This is a genomic window from Stenotrophomonas sp. 364, assembly GCF_009832905.1.
In the GTDB taxonomy this organism is placed as follows: domain Bacteria; phylum Pseudomonadota; class Gammaproteobacteria; order Xanthomonadales; family Xanthomonadaceae; genus Stenotrophomonas; species Stenotrophomonas maltophilia_AP.
In genome coordinates this window covers 4,436,320-4,453,374 of record NZ_CP047135.1, presented here as the reverse complement: position 1 = coordinate 4,453,374, position 17,055 = coordinate 4,436,320, and the positions used below count along the sequence as shown (strand labels likewise).

The following is a 17,055-nucleotide window of genomic DNA, read 5'->3' as shown; positions in this document are numbered from 1 at the left end:
TGAATCAGAACTTGTAGCGCACGCCGAGCAGGAACTGGCGGCCACTCTCGGTGTACTGCAGCGGCAGCTCGCCGGTGCTCGGCGAGTACACCCACTCGTCGGACGCCTCGTTGGTGAGGTTGATGCCTTCCAGGCTCAGTTCCAGCTGGTCGCTGATGCGGTAGCGCAGGGAAGCGTCCAGCACGGTGGTGCCGGTCATGCCGTGGTAACCGTCCTCGTTGAAGCCGGTTTCCTGACCCGGGGCCTGGGTAAGGTAGTCGCTGCGGTTGGTTGCCGATACACGGCCCGACCACACCTCACCTTCGTAGAACAGCGTGGCGTTCCAGGCCTTCTTCGAGGTGCCGGTAAGCTGGTTCTTCATCACCGGCGCACCGGCGCCGTTGACGTACTGGATGCTGGTGTCCACCCAGGTGTAGTTCAACTGCACGCCCAGGTTGGACCACTTGCCCGGCAGGAAGGTGAAGGGCTGGGTGTAGTTGGCCTCGACGCCGTACAGTTCTCCGCCTGGGGTATTGAGCGGAATGGTGAAGGTGAAGTCATCGTTGACCGACGCGCCGGTGCCGTCGAGCAGGCTGGCCGGCAGGCCGCTGCTGGAGTACGGACGCACTTCGCGGGTGGTCTGCACGAACGATTCGATGTCCTTGTAGAACAGGCCGATGCCGGCCATGGCGCCTTCGTTGAAGTACCACTCGAAGCTCATGTCCACGTTGGTGGCGCGGAACGGATCCAGGTTCGGGTTGCCACCGGCCACGGTCCGTGCGCCGCCAGCCACCGCCACGGTGACGCCCGGCGTCAGGTTGCCCAGCCCGGGACGGCTCATCACCTTGGCCGCACCCAGGCGGATCAGGAAGTCCGGGGCGACTTCCGCCACCAGGTTGAACGAGGGCAGGGTGTCGTTGTACTTGCGGTTGGTGGTGGCCTGTACCAGCGCGCCGGCCACCGTGGCCGCGCCACTGGAGGTCTGCTCGGTCTGCACGTAGCGCACGCCGAAGTTGCCCGACAGCGGAATGGACCCCAGGTCGGTGGAGAACTCACCCATCAGCCAGATGCCGCGGTCCTTCTCTTCCACGCTGCGGCTGTTGTTGGCGCGGGGCGCAACGGCGAAGGTGCCGGTGTTGCTGTAGATGTCCAGCGCGTCTGCAATGGCATCCAGGTTGGGCACCACCCAGTTGGACGGCGAACCGGAGATGCCCTTCAGACCGGCCTGGCTGGTCAGGTCCGGCGACACGATGCGGGTGCCGTCGGCAAACGTTGGCACGACCACTTCGCTGTTGCGACGCAGTTCCACCGTGCTGAAGGTGTAGTTCTTGGCCAGCACACCGCCCTTTAGGCGGAAGCCGGGGCTGATGTTCCAGTTGAAGTTGACTTCGGCGGTGTCGAAATCGTTGTCCACGTACTGCGGACGCAGGCGGATTTCGGCCAGCTCCCAGCCGTTGGGATCGGTCGGGTCGATACCGTAGTTCAGGATGGGCGCACGGCTGTTGCCACGGTAGTCGTAGCTGTACCCGTCAACGTCGTACTTGTCCATGATGATGGTGGTCTGCACGGGGTTTTCGTGCGCCGAGCGCGAGGCGCCCACCTTGCCGTTGATCGAGAACGCGTCGCTGAAACGATGATCGAAGTTGAGGCTGGCCTGCTTGAACTCGGTGCTCCACTCGTCGTGGCGGTTCTCGGTGCGGATGTCCACATTGTCGAACTCGCCGTAGACCAGCGCGTTGTTGCGGATCTCGCCGTTGCGCACCACCATCGTCGGCTTGCCGTCGCGCTCGGGGCGCCGCGGATTGCCGGTATCGCGGTTGCGGCTGAAGGAAATGGCTTCGATGTAGTGCTCGTCGCGGGTGGCGTCGATCTTGGAATACAACGCGTCCAGCGAGATCTCGGTGGCATCGCTGGGCTTCCACTGCAGCGAACCGGTGATGCCCAGACGTTCCTGCTGGTGTTCCAGCTGCACATAGCGCGGGAAGCGCGGGTGGTAGACGCCGGCACTGCGCGCGGCCGGGAAGGCCGGACTGAGGGCGAAGTTACCGTTGCTGGTGCCATTGGCCCAGCGCCCGGTGTTGGAGCCTTCTTCCAGCGCCTGGCGCTCGGAATAGGCCACCGACAGCAACGCACCGAAGGTACCATCGGCAAAGGTGTTGGAGATCAGGGCCGCCAGACGTGGGTCGGCCTTTTCGGCCATGGCGTTGTAGCCCGCCTGGCCGCTGGCGGCGAAGGTGAAGCCGTCGTAGTCGAACGGGCGCGCGCTGCGCAGGTCCACGGTGGCGCCCAGCGACCCTTCCTCGACGTCGGCCGAGGCGGTCTTGCGCACCAGCATCTGCGAGAACAGGTCCGAGGCGAACACGTTGAAGTCGAAACCGCGGCCGCGGTTGGTGCCGCCGCTCTGGTCGCCGGCGCCGACGGTGGTCAGCGCTTCCATCCCGTTGATGCGCACGCGGGTGAAGTCCGGGCCGAGGCCACGCACGGAAATGTTGCGGCCTTCGCCGGCTTCACGGGTGATGACCACGCCGGGAATGCGCTGCAGCGACTCGGCCAGGTTGAGGTCCGGGAACTTGCCGATATCCTCGGCGACGATGGCATCGACCACGCCGGCTTCGCCGCGCTTGATGTCCAGCGCCTTCTCGACGCTGGCGCGGTAGCCGGTCACGGTGACGGTGTCCAGGTCGGTAGGCGTTTCCTGGGCCAGCGCGGTACCACTCAGCGCCAGGCCGATCGACAGGGCAAGCAAGGTAACCGGTGTCTTTTTCTGGATGTTTCGAGATTGCATGTTTTCCCTCTCCCAAGGTGCTACATGAAACAGCTATCCGGCGACATGTCAGTGCAATGACACCGCTGGTCAGGGCGGACGTTAACAGCCCGTTCCAGAAGGAGCATCTTGCAGCGCAACAGATTTTCAATGTCCCCCGGAGGCTTGCGGGACAAAGCTTTCGACATTCGGCGCGGTAGACGCACGGCCGCCCATGGCTAGAATGACACCGCTAGCCATTCCATCCGTGTGCCGCCGCACGCGCCCTCGCTTTCACAAGGATCCACCGCCATGAGTCGTGTTGTCTGTTTCGGAGAGTTGCTGCTGCGCATGAGCGCACCGGGCCGCGAGCTGCTGCTGCAGAGCGCGCAGCTGGCGGTGCATCCCGGCGGCGCGGAGGCCAACGTGGGCGTGTCGCTGGCCCACCTGGGCCATGCGGTGGCGATGGTCAGCAAGCTGCCGGACAACCCGTTGGGCCGGTTCGTCAGCGGCGAGCTGCGCCGGCATGGGGTGGACACCGGCCACGTGCAGGTCCGACCCGGCCGCATGGGCCTGTACTTCCTCACCACCGGCGCGGTGCAGCGCGCCAGCGAAGTGGTCTACGACCGCGCGGACTCGGCGTTCGCCAGCGGCACCGCCGCCGACTACGACTGGGACGCGCTGCTGGACGGCGCCGACTGGCTGCACCTGTCCGGGGTCAGCCCGGCGCTGAACCCGGCCATGGCCCAGGCCACGCTGGCTGCGGCACAGGCGGCCTGCGCGCGTGGCGTACGGGTGTCCTTCGATGGCAACTTCCGGCCGTCCCTGTGGGCGCGCTGGCAGGGCGATGCGCCGGCCATCCTGCGCGCGCTGTTCGCCTGCGCCGACGTGCTGTTTGCCGACTACCGCGACATCGGCGTGGTGCTGGGCGGGGAGTTTCCGCACCCGGACCCCGCCGATCGCGTGGACGCTGCGGCCGCGCAGGCCTTTGCCGCCTTCCCGCGGCTGCAGTGGATGGCCTGCACCCAGCGCACCCCGCACAGCGTGGATAACCACGCACTGGGCGCGATGCTGCTCGGCCGCGACGGCACGCGCGCGGTGGCCCCGACCCGCGAGATGGTGGGCATCGTGGACCGCATCGGCGGCGGCGATGCCTTCGCCGCCGGCATCCTGCATGGCATGATGCGCGGCTTCGCACCGGAGGCGATCGTGCGCTTCGGCCTGGCTGCGGCCTGCCTCAAGCACTCGATCCCGGGCGACTTCAACCCTGTCAGCGAGGCTGACGTGATGGCCCTGACGGGCGAGGAGCGATTCGATGTCCGGCGCTGATCCACGTGTACGTGCAGTCCTGAAACTGGCCCCGGTGATTCCGGTGTTCACCCCGGAGAACATCGACGATGCCGTTGAAGTGGCGCGCGCCCTGTTCAACGGTGGCCTGCCGGTGATCGAGGTGACCCTGCGCACCCCGGTTGCGATGGAGGCGATCAAGGCCATGGTCGAGGCCGTGCCCGACGCGGTGGTGGGGGCCGGCACGGTGCTGACCGCCGCGCAGATGGAGCAGGTCAAGCAGGTGGGCGGGCGCTTTGCGGTATCGCCCGGTGCCACCCCGCGCCTGTATGCGGCTGCGCGCGATACCGACCTGCCGTTCCTGCCCGGCGTGGCCACCTCGTCCGAGCTGATGCTGGGCCTGGAGCACGGCCTGGATACCTTCAAGTTCTTCCCGGCGGTGCAGGCCGGTGGCGCGGCGATGCTGTCGGCGTGGAACGGGCCGTTCGGCGACGTGCGCTTCTGCCCGACCGGTGGGATCAGCGCGCAGACCGCGCGCGACTTCCTGCACCTGCCCAACGTGCTGTGCGTGGGCGGCTCGTGGCTGACCACGCGCGCGCTGCTGCAGGCCCGCGACTGGGCCGCGATCGAGCAGCTGGCCCGCGATTCGGCCGCGCTGGTCGGCTGAGCCGACACGCCGGCTCAGTGCCGGTGCGCGGCCTCGCCCAGGCGCCGGTAGAGGGTGCTGCGGCTGATGCCGAGCGCCCGTGCGGCGGCGGCCACGTTGCCGCCGCTGACGGCCAGTGCCTCGCGCATGGCCGCCAGGGTCATCGCTTCCAGGCCATCGCCTGCGCTCGCCGGTAGCGGCGCCGGTGGGGCGCGGTGACGGACCTGCGCCGGCAACGCGTCCACCCCGATGACATCGCCCGGATCGCTCAACGCCACCAGCGTGCGCAGGCACGCGCACAGCTGGCGTACGTTGCCTGGCCATGCATGTGCGGCCAGCGCGGCGCGCGCGGCAGTATCCAGTTCACGGCCCTGTCCAAGGCGGGCCCACAGGCCGGCAACCAGCGTCGCGCGATCCGGGTGCTCGCGCAGCGGTGGCAGCACTACCGCGTGGTCGGCGATGCGGTAGTACAGGTCGCTGCGGAAATCGCCTGCCTGCATGGCCAGATCCAAGTCGCGGTGGGTGGCGCAGATCAGCGTGAAATCCAGCTGCACCGGCTTGCCGCCGCCCAGTGGCGACAGTGTGCGTTCCTGCAGCACGCGCAGCAGCCGCGGCTGCAGCGCAAGCGGCATGTCGCCGATCTCGTCCAGGAACAGCACGCCGCCCTGCGCCTGGCGCAGCAGGCCGGTGCTGCCCTGGCGGCGCGCACCGGTGAACGCGCCTTCCTCATAGCCAAAAAGTTCGGCCTCGATCAGGCCCTCCGGCAAGGCCGCGCAGTTGACCGCGACGAAGGGTTTGTCGGCGCGCAGGCTGCGCCGGTGCAGTTCGCGGGCGAAGACCTCCTTGCCCGTGCCCGTCTCACCCTGCAGCAGCACCGGCAACTGCGCATCCAGCACGCGGCAGGCGCGGTCCAGCGCGCGCTGCTGTTCGGCATCGAACAGCGGGGTGGCATCCACTGCGGTGACCGCCGGTCGGCGTGACCCGATCGGCAACGCCGCCGGCCGCGCATCCGCACGGCCCCGCACCGGCGCACGCTGGCCCTCGCCCAGTTGCCCATACAGCGCGCGGCCCTGGCGGTCGATCAGCGCACCGTCGTCGTGCAGCCGCGATAGCGGCCCATCGAACAGCGCGGCATACGGCGCATGGCCGATGTCGGCATGCTCCAGCCCGAACAGGGCAAGGCCGGTACGGTTGGCAGCCACCAGGCGGCCGCCGCGGAAGCCCAGGATGCCCTCGCGTGGGGTGCCCAGCAGGGTGGCGTCGTGGTGCAGCCGCACCAGCTCGCAGTCCGCCAGCCCCGCGTCGAAGTAACGGTGCTCGATGTGCGCCACGGCCTGCCGCGCCAGTACCCGCGCGTGCAGGTGCTGCAATCGCGCATCGCCGGAGATGTCCAGCACGCCCACGCGCTGGCCGTAGGGGTCGAAGATCGGCGTGGCCGAGCAGGTCAGGATGCCGTGCGGGGCGAAGTAGTGCTCGCCGCCCCGCACTTCCACCGAGCGGCCCTCCACCATGGCCGTGCCAATGGCGTTGGTGCCCACCGTGGTCTCGTCCCAGCGCACGCCCGGCATCAGCGCCACGCGCCCGGCCTTGTCGAGGAAGCCCGGGCTGCCTTCGGCATCCAGGATCCAGCCATCCTCATCGGTAAGCAGCACGATGCTGCCGGCGGCGGCGATGTCGGCGGCCAGCCCGTCCAGCTCGGGGCGGGCCAACCGCCACAGCTTCTGCTGGCGCTCGCGCAGTTCGCGCAGGCGTGCATCCGGCAACGGCTCCACGTCCGGCTGCGCATCCACCGACAGCCCACCACGCAGGCAGCGTTGCCACGACTGCAGGATGGTGTCGGGCACGATGCCAACCGGCGTTGCGCCGCGCTCGAAGAACGAACGACGCGCGTTGCCGACACGGTGCAGGAGCGGCTGCTGGGACACCTGTTTCTCCAGTGTCGCAATCTGCGACAGTTGTAGCGGGACCTGTTCCGATAAACAGCACAGGCAGCGTTACTGCGCAATGACCTTCGCTGCTGCACCGCCGCAGATCACAGGCATGTCCCGTGGCCGGCCGGGGCCGGAAGGCGTGCCGCAGCGCAGCAGGCCAGAGTTGGCACCGTCCTTGCGGCAGGGAAGGACCCTTACGGGCCTTTCCCTACCTGCCGGAGATGCACCCATGAATGCCGTCACGTCCGCCAAGCCGCACGCCACCGACCCGCGGTCCATCTTCAAGCCGCGCTACGGCAACTACATCGGCGGGGAGTGGGTGGCACCGCGCAACGGCCAGTACTTCGAGAACACCACGCCGGTCACCGGCAAGGTCTTCACCGAGGTGGCCCGCTCCAACGCCGAGGACATCGAGGCCGCGCTGGATGCGGCGCATGCCGCCAAACGCGCCTGGGCCGACACCTCCATCGCCGACCGCGCCAACCTTCTCAACAAGATCGCCGACCGCATCGAGGAGAACCTCGAGCTGCTTGCGCATGCCGAGACCTGGGACAACGGCAAGCCGATCCGCGAAACGCTCAACGCCGACATCCCGCTGATGGCCGACCACTTCCGGTACTTCGCCGGTGCGGTGCGCGCGCAGGAAGGCAGCCTGTCGGAGATCGACAAGGACACCATCGCCTACCACTTCCACGAGCCGCTCGGCGTGGTCGGGCAGATCATCCCGTGGAACTTCCCGATGCTGATGGCCGCCTGGAAGCTGGCGCCAGCACTGGCCGCCGGCAACTGCGTGGTGCTCAAGCCAGCCGAACAGACACCGGCCTCGATCCTGGTGCTGATGGAGGTGATCGGCGACCTGCTGCCCAAGGGCGTACTCAACGTGGTCAATGGTTTCGGCGTGGAGGCGGGCAAGCCGCTGGCGTCCAACCCGCGCATCGCCAAGATCGCGTTCACCGGTGAAACCACCACTGGCCGGCTGATCATGCAGTACGCCAGCCAGAACCTGATCCCGGTGACGCTGGAGCTGGGCGGCAAGTCACCCAACATCTTCTTCGCCGACGTGATGGCCGAGGACGACGATTTCCTGGACAAGGCCATCGAAGGGTTCGTTCTGTTCGCCTTCAACCAGGGCGAAGTGTGTACCTGCCCGTCGCGCGCGCTGATCCAGGAGTCGATCTACGACACGTTCATGGAACGCGCGCTCAAGCGCGTGGCCGCGATCAAGCAGGGCAACCCGCTGGACCCCAACACCATGGTCGGCGCGCAGGCGTCGTCCGAACAGTTGGAGAAAATCCTGTCCTACTTCGATATTGGCAGGCAGGAAGGCGCGCAGGTGCTGATCGGCGGCGAACAGGCCACCCTCGACGGCGACCTGGCCGGTGGCTTCTACGTGAAGCCCACCGTGTTCAAGGGCCACAACAAGATGCGCGTGTTCCAGGAAGAAATCTTCGGGCCGGTAGTGTCGGTGACAACCTTCAAGACCGAGGAAGAGGCGCTGGAGATCGCCAACGACACGCTGTACGGGCTGGGCGCGGGCGTATGGAGCCGCGATGCCTCGCGTCTGTACCGCATGGGCCGCGGCATCCAGGCCGGCCGCGTGTGGACCAACTGCTATCACGCCTATCCGGCGCATGCCGCGTTCGGCGGCTACAAGCAGTCCGGCATCGGCCGCGAGAACCACAAGATGATGCTCGACCACTATCAGCAGACCAAGAACCTGCTGGTCAGCTACTCGCCGAAGAAACTGGGCTTCTTCTGAGCCCGCGCCCTGCTTGATCACGATCAAGGCGCCGGCATGAGGCCGGCGCCACAGTGCTGTCATTGGCAATCCACGGAGATCCACGCATGAACAAGACCATGAAGGCCGCTGTCGTCCGCGAGTTCGGCAAGCCGTTGCGCATCGAGGAAGTGCAGGTGCCGCGCCCCGGCCCGGGCGACATCCTGGTGAAGATCGAAGCGTGCGGCGTATGCCACACCGACCTGCATGCGGTCGACGGCGACTGGCCGGTCAAGCCCAACCCGCCCTTCATTCCCGGCCATGAAGGCGTGGGCCACGTGGTCGCGGTGGGCGCAGGCGTCAACCATATCCGCGAGGGCGACCGTGTCGGCATCCCGTGGCTGTATTCGGCCTGTGGCCACTGCGAGCACTGCCTGGGCGGCTGGGAAACGCTGTGCGAAGCGCAGCAGAATACCGGCTATTCGGTCAACGGCGGCTTCGCCGAGTACGCGTTGGCCAATGCCAACTATGTGGGGCTGCTGCCCAAGGGTATCGGCTTCATCGAGGTCGCACCGATCCTGTGCGCCGGCGTCACCGTGTACAAGGGCCTGAAGGTCACCGATACCAAGCCCGGCCAATGGGTGGTGATCTCCGGCATCGGCGGGCTGGGCCACATGGCGGTCCAGTACGCCAAGGCGATGGGCTTGAACGTGGCCGCCGTGGACATCGACGACGGCAAGCTCGCCCTGGCCGAGCGGCTGGGTGCCACGATCACCATCAATGCACGCACTACCGACCCGGCCGCGTTCCTGAAGAAGGAGATCGGCGGCGCACACGGTGCGCTGGTCACGGCGGTATCGCCGAAGGCCTTCGAGCAGGCACTGGGCATGGTCCGCCGCGGTGGCACGGTGTCGTTGAACGGACTGCCGCCGGGCGATTTCCCGCTGGACATCTTCGGCATGGTGCTCAACGGCATCACCGTGCGCGGCTCGATCGTCGGCACCCGCCTGGACCTGCAGGAATCGCTGGAATTCGCCGAGCAGGGCAAGGTCGCCGCAACGGTCACCAGCGATTCACTCGAGAACATCAACGACATCTTCGCGCGCATGCACGCCGGCAAGATCGAAGGCCGCGTGGTGCTGGACCTCAATGCCTGACGCACGTTGCACTGCGGCCTGTCTTCGTTCCCCCTCTCCCAACGAAGGCAGGCCGCACCCGCGCCGGTAGTGCCGGCCGCTGGCCGGCTTCCAGGATCTCCCAACGATGAACGCCCAACCGCTCCAGGTAACCGCCACCCTGGCCGCGCTGCAGCTGATCCAAACGCTGCACGCACGCCACGGCCCGCTGTTGTTCCACCAATCCGGGGGCTGCTGCGATGGCTCCTCGCCGATGTGCTTTGCCCAGGGGGATTTCATCGTGGGCGACCGCGACGTGCAGCTGGGCGAGATAGGCGGCGCGCCGTTCTACATCAGCGCCTCGCAGTTCGCGTATTGGAAACACACCCAGCTGATCATCGACGTGGTGCCAGGGCGCGGCGGCATGTTCTCGCTGGAAAACGGCGAGGGCGTGCGCTTCCTGGTGCGCTCGCGGCTGTTCAGCGATGACGAGTTCGCGCAGCTGAAGGACGCCGGCAAGGTCTGACCCCGCGCACGCGTCCATAATGGGCACCGTCCCGTTGCCCTGGATCGCCATGTCCGCGTTGTCGCTTGCCAAGACTGTCGTGCTGTCCGTGCTGTGCGTGGTGGTGGCGCTGTTCGTGCTCGGCATGGTCAGCGGCGCGGCCGGCTGGATCGCGCCGTGGATCGGCCTGGGCGACGGCGGGCAGCCGCGCCTGGCCTGGGATCTGGGCTGGACCATTCTCGGCGGCCTGGCCGCCACCGCATTCGCCGCGCGCTACGCGCCGACACTGCCTTACCTTCACGGCGGAGTGGTGTGGGCGGTGATTGCCGCCGCCTCGGCCTACGCCGCCTGGGACCTGGGCAGCGACTTCCCGTTCTGGTTCGTGCTGGTGCTGCTGCTCTCGCTGCCGCTGCAGGCCGCCGGCATCTGGCTGGGCGCGCGTTATCGCCCACAGTAGGGCGACGGGCCGGTGGCGCACGCCTTACGGCGTCACGCCCCCGGCAGCACCTGCTTCACCGCCTCGATCCCCTCCCACGGATCCTGCTTCAGACGCCGCGCCCGCTGCAGCGCCTTGGCCATGGGGAAGGCATCGGCAGCAGTGATGCGGCCCAGCTCTTCCCAGCGCAGCGGCACCGCCACGCCTGCTCCGGGCCGCGCGCGCAGTGACCAGGAACTGACACTGGTTGCGCCTCGCGCGTTGCGCAGCCAGTCGATGAAGATCACCCCGGTGCGTTTGGCCTTGCTCATCGTGGCCACGTAGCGGTCCGGCGCATGTTCGGCCATGGCCTGCGCGAACGCCTCGCAGAAGTCTTTGGCCTGGGCCCAGTCGGCCTTGGGCTGCAACGGCACCACCACGTGCACGCCCTTGCCCCCGGACAGCCGCACGAAGCTCTGCAGGCCGGTGTCCAGCAGCCGGTCGCGTACATCGCGTGCGGCCGCTTTCACCTGCGCCCAGCTCACCCCGTCGCCGGGGTCCAGGTCGAACACCAGCCGGTCCGGATGCTCCGGATCGGCCACGGTGGCGCCCCAGGGATGCAGCTCCAGGGTGTTCATCTGCACCAGTTGCAGCAGCCCGGCCACGTCCTCGATGTACAGGTAGTCTTCGCGCCCGCTCTTTTGTTCCAGCGGTATCGCGCGCACCGCCTCACCCAGGCCCGTGCCGTGGTGTTTCTGGAAGAAGCAGGGCTTGTCCACGCCGTCCGGGCAACGCAGCACCGACAGCGGCCGCACTGCAACTTCGGGCAACACCCAGCGCGCCATCTGCCGGTAGTAGTCGGCCACCTCGCCCTTGGTGATCTTGGCCTTGGCGAACACCACCCGCTCGGGATGGCTGATGCTGACGCCATCGGACGCGTCGCCTGCCGCCTGGGCACCGGCCTTGGCCTTTCGCGTTGTCTTGTTCATGCCCTTGGCCTTCTCCGTCGCTTGGCCTGCCACGCCCAGGTCGCCGGCAGACTTGTCCTCGCGCAACCGTTTGAAGCTGGCCTGGCGCAGCAGCCCTTCCTTGGCCCAGCCGCGGAAGGCCACCTCGGCCACCAGCACCGGTTTCACCCAATGCACGCTGCGCGCCTTGAACGGCACGTGCGCCGGCAGTTCCACCCCCGCGTCGGCCACGGCCAATGGCTTCAGCTGCCGGGTGAGCGCCCCCAGGAGCGCATCATCGAACCCGGTGCCGACCCGCCCCACGTAGCGCAGGCCGCCCTTGTCCGGGGTGGCCATCAACAGCGAGCCGAAGCCGCTGCGCGCGCCCTTGGGGTCGGTGTAGCCGACGATCAGGAATTCGTCGGTGGTCTCGTGCTTGATCTTGATCCACGCCGGCGAGCGCGCGTTGACGTAGGGCGCGTCCACGCGCTTGCTGATGATGCCCTCGAACCCGGCCTCGCCACTGGCGGTAAACACCGCCGGTCCATGGTCAAGCACGTGGTCGCTGTAGGCCAGCGTGCCCGGCCCCGGACCGATCAGGTCCTTGAGCAGCGCCTTGCGCTGCAGCAGCCCGCAGCGGCTGATATCCACCCCGGCGATGCCGGGCATGTCGAACACCACGTAGCGAAGCGGCTGTTTGGCGGTGCCGTCGATGACCTTCTGCAAGGCGGTGAAATCGCTGCGACCCTGCGCATCAAGCACCACCAGCTCGCCGTCCAGGCGCAGGTCGCGCACCGGCAATGCCGCGATGGCCTGCACCACCTCGGGAAAATCGTCGGTCCAGTTCAGGCCGCCACGCGAGCGCAGCGCGACCACCCCGTCGTGGACCTCCGCCAGCAGGCGGTACCCGTCCCATTTGATCTCGTGCAGCCAGCCGTCGCCGTCCGGTGCGCTGGCGCGGTGGTCGGTCAGTTGGGGCTTGAAGCCGGGCGGGTAGGGGGCGTCGCGCGCGCCATCCAGCACCAACGCGCGGGTGCGCCAGCGCGCGTCGGCCTTGCGCGCGGGCGTGGCAGCGCGTTTGCCGGCCTTGGCTGCAGCGGCGGTGGGTGCGCGCTTGGTCGCTGCCGCGCGCGTGCGCGCGGTGCCGCGTGGCGGCGGTGTGTCCAGCATGTCGTCGGCCTCTGCGTTGCGTGCCTGCGCATCGTCGCGCTTGATCAGCAGCCACTGGTGCTGCCTGCCCTTCATCGCCGTGCGTACCAGTTTCCAGCCGCCCTTGAGCCGCTCACCGTGCAGCACGAAGTCGAGCTTGCCGGCAGCAATCGCCTCCAGCGGGTCGCCGTCGCAGGCCCAGGTGCCATGGTCGTACACGTCCACATGCCCAGCGCCGTAGTGACCGGTGGGAATATCGCCTTCGAAATCCGCATAGGACAGCGGGTGGTCCTCCACCTCCACCGCCAGGCGCTTCTCGCCCGCGCGCAGCGACGGCCCTTTGGGTACGGCCCAGCTCTTGAGCACGCCATCGGCTTCCAGCCGGAAATCGTAGTGGCGCGAACTGGCATGGTGCAGCTGCACCACGAAGATCGGGCGTCGCGCCGGCACACCGCGGCGGTCGGCGTCCGGCTCGGGGGTGCCGTCGAAACGACGCTTGCGGCGGTATTCCTGCAGCGACATCGGCGTTTACCCGGCCTTGCGCGTAGGGCTGGCGCGCTTGGTCGAGGATTTTTTCGCGGCCTTGACCGCCTTGGCGGGTGCCTTGGCCGGTGCCTTGGCTTTCTTCGCCGTCGCCTTCTTCGGTGCGGCGGTCACCGCGGTCTTCCTGGGCGGTGTGCGCTTCTTGGCGTCCAGGCTCTTCTGCAGCAGCGACATGAAGTCGACCACGTTGGTGGCGTCGTCCTCGCGCGGCGCCGGCTCTTCGTCCACCTTGGTGGTGCCGCCCTTGGCCTTGATCCGCTTCTTCAGCAGCGTCTGCAGGCGTTCGCGGAATTCGTCGTGGTAATCATCGGGCTTCCACTCGCCCGACATCGACTCGATCAGCTGTTCGGCCATGGCCGTTTCCTTGCTGTTGATCCGGTAGTCGGCCAGTGACCCGGCAGGCAATTTATAGTCTTCCGGGTCCACCAGTTCCTGTGGATAACGCAGGATCATCAGCACCAGCGCGTCGCCGTGCGGCATCACCGCGCACAGGTACTCGCGGGTGCGCACCACCACCCGGGCAATGCCCACCTTGTCGGTCTTCCGCAGGGTTTCGCGCAGCAGTACATAGCCCTTCTCGGCCTTCTTGGCCGGTACCAGCAGGTAGGGCTTCTCGTAGTAGCGCGGGTCGATTGTGCTGGCATCCACGAAGGTCTCCACCTCGACCGCCTCATGGCTTTCCGGCGCCGCCGAGCGGATATCGTCCTCCTCCAGCACCACGTAGCTGCCCTTGTCGTACTCGTAGGCCTTGACGATGTCCTTCCACGGCACTTCTTCGCCGGTGTCGGCGTTGACCCGCTCGAAGCGGATCGGCTTGCGGTCGCGTGAATCGAGCATGCGGAACTGCAGGTCGACCTTGCGTTCGCCGGACATCAGCGACACCGGGACATTGAGCAGGCCGAACGAGAGGGTACCGGTCCAGATCGGTCGGGCCATGGCAGGGCCACTCCAACGCTACAGGGGGAGGGCAGCTGTACCGCGACACACGTGAAACGCCCGTGTCCGCGCCGTGCAGGGGCCCTTTACGGGCTACTGCAGCAGGCCGTGCACCGCCGCCGGCGGCATGTGGTCCAGCGCCAGCCACGCGTCCTCGACGATGCCGCGGGCCTGCCCCCAGCCCAACCGCGACTGCCCGCGCATCTGTTCCCAGTGCTCGGCCAGCTCGCCGTCGGTGTCGTCGTCGCTGCCGCGCGGCCAGGCCGCATAGTGGGTGGTCAGCGCGAAGGCATACGCCGGGTACAGGTCGCGCCAGCTGCGGTGGCCATGCCCGCGGCGGCGCTCGTAGTCATTGCGCATGTACTGCAGGTAGTCCTGCGCGACCGCCTGTGCTTCCTCGGTGCGCTCGCGGCGCGTGTTGCGGGTAGGCTGCAGGTAGGCGTTGAAGAGCGCGGGGGCGGCGCGACGGTCCAGGCGGGGCATGGCACGACTCCGGCGGTACAGGGCAGGCAGGAATAGTCCCGCCGCCGTTAGCCAGCCGTGACAGATCTGTTCATGGCAGGCGATTCGCAGGGACTTCACCTGCCAAGCGCTGTAGTGGAGTTCCCCCGTTCCGGAGTGATTCCCATGCCACGCGATCCCCTGCGCGAAGCCAGCACCCCGGTGCCTGGCGAACAGCACGCCAAACATGACAACCAGGACGCCGAAGACCGCGGCGCCGGGATGTCTCCCCCAACCGAAGCCGACCACCTGCCGGTGGTCTCCGGCCCCAGCCACGGCTACCGCGACCGCAAGGACCCCACCGGCGTGCCGCACCCGGGCGGGCGGGAAAACCAGGAACAGCGCCAGGCGCGCAAGGAACACGCCAGCAACAACCAGGATGAGGCCCTGGACGAGACCTTCCCGGCCAGCGACCCAACCTCGCCGTTCGTGCCGGCCAAGATCCCGCGGTAAGCGTCGAGCAGTGGCCGCTGACCGCCAAGCGGCCATCGGCCCGCTGATCACGGCGCCCACTGCCACTGCAGGCCCACGCCCACCCGGCGGTCCGGGCCGGGCTCGAAGTACCGCTGGTTGCCATCGTTGACGATCACCGAGCCGATGTAGCGCTGGTCCAGCACGTTGTCGATGCGCGCAAACGCCCGCAGCGTGCCCTGCGCAGTCTTCCAGCGCCGCGCCGCTTCCAGGTTCAGCAGCGCATAGCCGGCCGCTTTCTCGGTGGCCAGGTCGTTCACCACCGTGTCGCTGGAGGCCACCAGCTCGGCGGCCCACTGCCACGGTCCGGGCGTGTACTGCACGCGCGCGTTCCACTGCTGCCGGGGCACGCCGGGCAGGCGCGCGCCGGCCTGCACCGTGTTGCAGCCGGCGGTACCGCACAGCGGGTACGCATCGCGCACCGTCGCTTCGATCCAGGTGTAGGCCACCGCCAGCTCGGTCTGCGCGCCCAGTGGCTGCACGTAGGTGGCTTCGGCGCCCTGCCGCCGGGTACGGCCGATGTTGCGGTAGGTGGAACGCCCGCCGCTGTTGCTGGCCACCGCCAGTTCGTCATCGGTGTCCGCCCGGAACAGGGCCGCCTCCAGCCGCGCCCCGCTCTGTGCATGCCATTTGCTGCCCAATTCCAGGTTGCGGCTGCGCGCGGCCGACAGGTCCAGCGCCAGCCCGGCCTGGCCATCGGCGCGGTAGCCCAGCTCGTTGAAGGTGGGCGTCTCAAAGCCGCGCCCGGCCGAGGCGTACAACCGCCAGGCGTCGCTGGCGCGGAACACCACCCCGGCCACCGGCGTGGTGGCCGCGTAGCGGCGCGCGCCACTGTCGTCGGGGTTGCTGGCGGTGACGTAGTGGTCGTTGGAGCGGAACCGCACGGTGCTGTGGCGCAGGCCCAGCAACAGCGACCAGCGCGGGGCCCATTGCCACCACGCCTGGGCGAACTGGTCGATGTTCTCGACGCGGTCGCCCTGATCGCGGCGCAGGCGGCCCTTGATGCCCAGCTGATCGCCCCCGAAGTTCTCGTAACCGCGGCGATCCTGCAGCTGACGGTCGGCATTGGCGCCGATCACCAGATCCAGCGGTCGTCCGGCCCAGTCGCCGTGCCAGCTCCAGCGCGCGTCCACACCTCCGTAGTCGCCGTCCAGGTCGATCACCCCGCCGGCATGCAGCGGGTTGGCCTGCGGCCCGGGGGGAATGGCCAGGTACTGTTCCACGCTGCGTTGCCCGGCATAGCCCATCGCCCGCCAGGTGTGGGCGCCGTCGGTGCGGGTGAAGACCAGTCCGGCCTGGGCCTGGCGGACCGATTTACGGGTGTTGTACTGGCTGGCCACGGCGGTGGCCTGGCGCGGGTCGGCGTTGACCTGGGTCCGGCTCAGGCCGAGCGGGTCCTGCGCATCGGGGGAATCGAAGTAGTTCAGCACCAGGTCCAGCTGGCCGCCGCCCACGTCGGTGCCCAGCCGCGCATTGACCGACTCGCGGCGGGCCGCGCTATGGTCGCGCCAACCATCGGTGCGGAAGTGATTGGCGGCCACGTTGTAGCGGATCGGTCCCTGCTGGCCGCGCAGCTGCGCGCCGGCGCTGAGGCTGTTGTCGCTGCCGGTGTCCAGCCGCAGCCGCCACGGGTCGCCGGGGGCGCCGTCGGCGCTGAACACCTGCACCACACCGCCGGAGGAGTTGCCGTACAGCGCAGAGAACGGGCCGCGCAGCACGTCCACCCGCTGCGCCGAGAGCAGGCTGGCATGGGACAGCTGGCCCTGGCCGTCGGGCATGGTGGCCGGCACGCCGTCCACCAGCACGCGCACCCCGCGCACCCCGAAGGTGGACCGTGCGCCGAAGCCCCGGATCGACAGCTGGGTGTCCTGCGCATAGTTCTGGCGGTCGCGCGCCACCACGCCCGGGATGCCGCCCAGCGCTTCGGACATCTGGGCCAGGGTTCCATTGGCGTCGTCATCCAGCCAGACCGTGCTGATAGATGCCGGCAGATCCGCATCGTCCACCTGCTGCACCCGTGCGGCCTGCACCTGAACCGTGGGCAGGCGCTCGACCGGCGGGGTATCGGCCGGGGCAGGCGCGGCCTGTGCCGGGTTCGGCAACAGCGCTGCTGAAAGCAGCGCGGAGGGGACAACAAACGCGGAAAAACGCAGCATACGGGCAGGGGTCC

13 protein-coding genes are annotated in these 17,055 nt (G+C 68.2%); 7 read left to right on the top strand and 6 right to left on the bottom strand.

What is annotated here, in order from left to right:
• Positions 1-4: 4 nt before the first annotated feature.
• The gene (locus tag GQ674_RS19815) at positions 5-2,764 is read right to left on the bottom strand and encodes a TonB-dependent receptor (protein ID WP_159498637.1); all 2,760 of its coding nucleotides are present in this window, start codon (positions 2,762-2,764) and stop codon (positions 5-7) included.
• 270 nt (positions 2,765-3,034) lie between these two features.
• Here GQ674_RS19815 and GQ674_RS19810 point away from each other — a divergent pair, with 270 nt between their 5' ends.
• Positions 3,035-4,051: a sugar kinase gene (locus GQ674_RS19810; RefSeq protein ID WP_159498635.1), complete on the top strand. Its 1,017-nt coding sequence runs from the start codon at positions 3,035-3,037 to the stop codon at positions 4,049-4,051.
• Positions 4,038-4,676, top strand: a complete 639-nt coding sequence (eda, locus tag GQ674_RS19805) for a bifunctional 4-hydroxy-2-oxoglutarate aldolase/2-dehydro-3-deoxy-phosphogluconate aldolase (protein WP_137191457.1) — start codon at positions 4,038-4,040, stop codon at positions 4,674-4,676. Before GQ674_RS19810 ends, eda begins: the two co-directional genes overlap by 14 nt.
• Before the next feature lie 14 nt (positions 4,677-4,690).
• Here the strand turns inward: eda and GQ674_RS19800 are convergent, their stop codons facing one another.
• Entirely contained in the window at positions 4,691-6,580 is a 1,890-nt protein-coding gene (locus GQ674_RS19800; RefSeq protein WP_159498633.1) for a sigma-54-dependent Fis family transcriptional regulator, read from the bottom strand.
• Positions 6,581-6,815: 235 nt separating this feature from the next.
• On the opposite strand from GQ674_RS19800, the gene adh reads away from it, so the two are divergent.
• The 4 genes from adh to GQ674_RS19780 all read left to right on the top strand — a co-directional run bounded on the left by adh (position 6,816) and on the right by GQ674_RS19780 (position 10,380).
• Positions 6,816-8,345, top strand: a complete 1,530-nt coding sequence (gene adh / locus GQ674_RS19795; protein ID WP_159498631.1) for an aldehyde dehydrogenase — start codon at positions 6,816-6,818, stop codon at positions 8,343-8,345.
• An 86-nt stretch (positions 8,346-8,431) separates the two neighbouring features.
• Positions 8,432-9,460, top strand: a complete 1,029-nt coding sequence (gene adhP / locus GQ674_RS19790; RefSeq protein ID WP_159498629.1) for an alcohol dehydrogenase AdhP — start codon at positions 8,432-8,434, stop codon at positions 9,458-9,460.
• A 106-nt stretch (positions 9,461-9,566) separates the two neighbouring features.
• Entirely contained in the window at positions 9,567-9,944 is a 378-nt protein-coding gene (locus tag GQ674_RS19785; protein ID WP_159498627.1) for a DUF779 domain-containing protein, read from the top strand.
• Between the two features lie 49 nt (positions 9,945-9,993).
• Positions 9,994-10,380 carry a hypothetical protein gene (locus GQ674_RS19780; protein WP_159498625.1) on the top strand — a complete coding sequence of 129 codons (387 nt, stop codon included), beginning with the start codon at positions 9,994-9,996 and terminating at the stop codon, positions 10,378-10,380.
• Positions 10,381-10,412: 32 nt separating this feature from the next.
• On the opposite strand, the gene ligD is transcribed toward GQ674_RS19780, so the two are convergent.
• The 3 genes from ligD to GQ674_RS19765 all read right to left on the bottom strand — a co-directional run bounded on the left by ligD (position 10,413) and on the right by GQ674_RS19765 (position 14,396).
• Positions 10,413-12,956: a DNA ligase D gene (gene ligD, locus GQ674_RS19775; RefSeq protein WP_159498623.1), complete on the bottom strand. Its 2,544-nt coding sequence runs from the start codon at positions 12,954-12,956 to the stop codon at positions 10,413-10,415.
• Positions 12,957-12,962: 6 nt separating this feature from the next.
• Complete coding sequence (locus GQ674_RS19770) at positions 12,963-13,913, bottom strand: Ku protein (protein WP_159498621.1); 951 nt, start codon at positions 13,911-13,913, stop codon at positions 12,963-12,965.
• A 93-nt stretch (positions 13,914-14,006) separates the two neighbouring features.
• The gene (locus tag GQ674_RS19765) at positions 14,007-14,396 is read right to left on the bottom strand and encodes a hypothetical protein (RefSeq protein WP_159498619.1); all 390 of its coding nucleotides are present in this window, start codon (positions 14,394-14,396) and stop codon (positions 14,007-14,009) included.
• Positions 14,397-14,540: 144 nt separating this feature from the next.
• Between GQ674_RS19765 and GQ674_RS19760 the strand changes: the two genes are divergently transcribed.
• A complete protein-coding gene (locus GQ674_RS19760) occupies positions 14,541-14,867 on the top strand; it encodes a hypothetical protein (protein ID WP_159498617.1) in 327 nt (108 codons plus the stop codon).
• A gap of 47 nt (positions 14,868-14,914) precedes the next feature.
• Here the strand turns inward: GQ674_RS19760 and GQ674_RS19755 are convergent, their stop codons facing one another.
• On the bottom strand, positions 14,915-17,041 hold the full coding sequence (locus GQ674_RS19755) for a TonB-dependent receptor (protein ID WP_159498615.1): 2,127 nt from the start codon (positions 17,039-17,041) through the stop codon (positions 14,915-14,917).
• Between the last annotated feature and the right edge of the window lie 14 nt (positions 17,042-17,055).

Excerpts from the sequence above, each read along its gene's own strand:
- GQ674_RS19780 (WP_159498625.1), top strand. The coding sequence starts at position 9,994 with ATGTCCGCGTTGTCGCTTGCCAAGACTGTCGTGCTGTCCGTGCTGTGC.
- GQ674_RS19760 (WP_159498617.1), top strand. The coding sequence starts at position 14,541 with ATGCCACGCGATCCCCTGCGCGAAGCCAGCACCCCGGTGCCTGGCGAA.
- adh (WP_159498631.1), top strand. The coding sequence starts at position 6,816 with ATGAATGCCGTCACGTCCGCCAAGCCGCACGCCACCGACCCGCGGTCC.
- GQ674_RS19810 (WP_159498635.1), top strand. The coding sequence starts at position 3,035 with ATGAGTCGTGTTGTCTGTTTCGGAGAGTTGCTGCTGCGCATGAGCGCA.
- adhP (WP_159498629.1), top strand. The coding sequence starts at position 8,432 with ATGAACAAGACCATGAAGGCCGCTGTCGTCCGCGAGTTCGGCAAGCCG.
- GQ674_RS19815 (WP_159498637.1), bottom strand. The coding sequence starts at position 2,764 with ATGCAATCTCGAAACATCCAGAAAAAGACACCGGTTACCTTGCTTGCC.
- GQ674_RS19765 (WP_159498619.1), bottom strand. The coding sequence starts at position 14,396 with ATGCCCCGCCTGGACCGTCGCGCCGCCCCCGCGCTCTTCAACGCCTAC.
- GQ674_RS19785 (WP_159498627.1), top strand. The coding sequence starts at position 9,567 with ATGAACGCCCAACCGCTCCAGGTAACCGCCACCCTGGCCGCGCTGCAG.
- ligD (WP_159498623.1), bottom strand. The coding sequence starts at position 12,956 with ATGTCGCTGCAGGAATACCGCCGCAAGCGTCGTTTCGACGGCACCCCC.
- GQ674_RS19770 (WP_159498621.1), bottom strand. The coding sequence starts at position 13,913 with ATGGCCCGACCGATCTGGACCGGTACCCTCTCGTTCGGCCTGCTCAAT.
- eda (WP_137191457.1), top strand. The coding sequence starts at position 4,038 with ATGTCCGGCGCTGATCCACGTGTACGTGCAGTCCTGAAACTGGCCCCG.
- GQ674_RS19755 (WP_159498615.1), bottom strand. The coding sequence starts at position 17,041 with ATGCTGCGTTTTTCCGCGTTTGTTGTCCCCTCCGCGCTGCTTTCAGCA.